2 protein-coding genes are annotated in these 1,622 nt (G+C 69.8%); both read left to right on the forward strand.

Translation table 11 applies throughout. The annotated features are described in order from the left end of the window. The first annotated feature begins 81 nt into the window (after positions 1–81). Complete coding sequence (locus tag IN07_RS20385; RefSeq protein ID WP_036339762.1) at positions 82–465, forward strand: VOC family protein; 384 nt, start codon at positions 82–84, stop codon at positions 463–465. Between the two features lie 41 nt (positions 466–506). Continuing rightward, entirely contained in the window at positions 507–791 is a 285-nt protein-coding gene (locus IN07_RS20390) for a DUF1905 domain-containing protein (protein ID WP_081975589.1), read from the forward strand. The last annotated feature ends 831 nt before the right edge of the window (positions 792–1,622 follow it).

The following is a 1,622-nucleotide window of genomic DNA, read 5'->3' on the forward strand; positions in this document are numbered from 1 at the left end:
GTCTACGCCGACGCCCTCACCGGGCCCCTTGGCACACCACCTTGGTGGACGCCACTCGGGCGAGATGGCGTCTGAGGCGGTATGACGATCACGACGAGAGTGTTGAGTCTCTCCGTTCCGGTGGCTGACCAGGACGCCGCGCTGAGGTTCTACACGGAAGTACCGGGCTGCGAGCTCCGCACCGACGTGGAGGTGTGGCCGGGCGCGCGGATGCTCGAGGTCGTCCCGCCCGGCTCGAGCGTCGCCCTGGTGCTCCTCCCCCCGGACAGCCCGCTCCCGATCGCCATCCGATTGGGCACCTCCGATGCTCAACAAGCCCACGACACGGTCCGCGAGGCCGGCGCGACCGTGCACAACGAGGAGCTGGTGCGGACGGAGGGGGTCCCGGCGATGTTCTCCTTCACCGACCCCGACGGCAACGGTCTGGTCTACCTGGAGGACTCCGACCTGAGCGAGCTTCGGTGAGCCTGACAGCCCAGCGCCCAGCAGAGCGAAGGAGCACGATCGTGGCCGATCCCCGTCCCCTGGACATCACGTTCACCGCCCGGCTGGGCAAGGTCCGCCCGGCAGACACCTGGACCTGCGTCCAGCTGCCAGAGTCAGCACAGATCTTCGGGACTCGCGGCCTGGTCAAGGTCGCCGGGACCGTCGACGGGCACCCGTTCACCGGAGCCTTCATGGCCCTGGGAGACGGCACCCACAAGCTCCCGGTGGCTGCTCCGATCCGCACGGCCATCGGCAAGGGCGACGGAGACGACGTCGAGGTCCACCTGACCCAGCGGCTCAACTGAACCCGGCAGGTTCTGGATGTCCGCTGAAGATCCGCTCCCGCACCTCGCTGGGAGGGCGCGAACAGTCCGGTACCGAACGTGTCGTGCCTGAGTCGTTGACCGGACGCACGAGCCTGCCTGCGGTGCTCGGTCGTGTAGCCAGCACCGGGGTCCGCGCTGGAGGGCGACCCGGTCCACGTACTCGATCAGCACCGAGGTCATACCTCCGTCTGAGTGGCCGGCGTCGCCGATCAGTCGCACCAGTGCAGGGCGCGGCCTTCGCCCGCACCGCCGGGTCGCGGTGGTGCAGGAGCCGGCTGTAGGCCGCGGAAGCGAGTGCGGCCTGCGCGAGCTCGGTGACGCGCTGGGGGTACTGCGGCCGGCGTTGCGTTGGTCGAACAGCACCGCCCGGTAACGGGTCGGGTCGACTTGTCGGCGCATGGCCGGGTGGCTGCCCGAGCCTGGGCCACCGTGCAGCACCACCGCCGGCTTGCTGTGGGGATTGCCGCACTGCTCCCGATACAGCGAGTGTCCGTTGCCGACATCGAGCCTTCTCGTCTGATGTGGCTCGATCGGCGGATACCGGCGGTCAACCGCACGGGCATCCTGCCCGAAGTCGGTGCAGCGTCGACTCCGGACGGCCGGAGCAGAATCCCTTAGCGGGACTACGTGCTAGAGGTCCGGCCGCTCACCTCAGCCCCGCCGGACACGATCGTCGCGGCGGTCGACCCGCTCGTGCAGCGCTACCTGACCGGGCCGGTCGAGGTACCGGAGCCCTGAACCAGGGCGTCAGTGCGCGTCGAGGACCTCGCGCAGCCGTGCGGCGAACGCCTCCGGCTGGCCGTGCTGGCC

Origin of the sequence: Modestobacter caceresii (assembly GCF_000761485.1) — a bacterium.
Lineage (GTDB): Bacteria > Actinomycetota > Actinomycetes > Mycobacteriales > Geodermatophilaceae > Modestobacter > Modestobacter caceresii.

Excerpts from the sequence above, each read along its gene's own strand:
- IN07_RS20385 (WP_036339762.1), top strand. The coding sequence starts at position 82 with ATGACGATCACGACGAGAGTGTTGAGTCTCTCCGTTCCGGTGGCTGAC.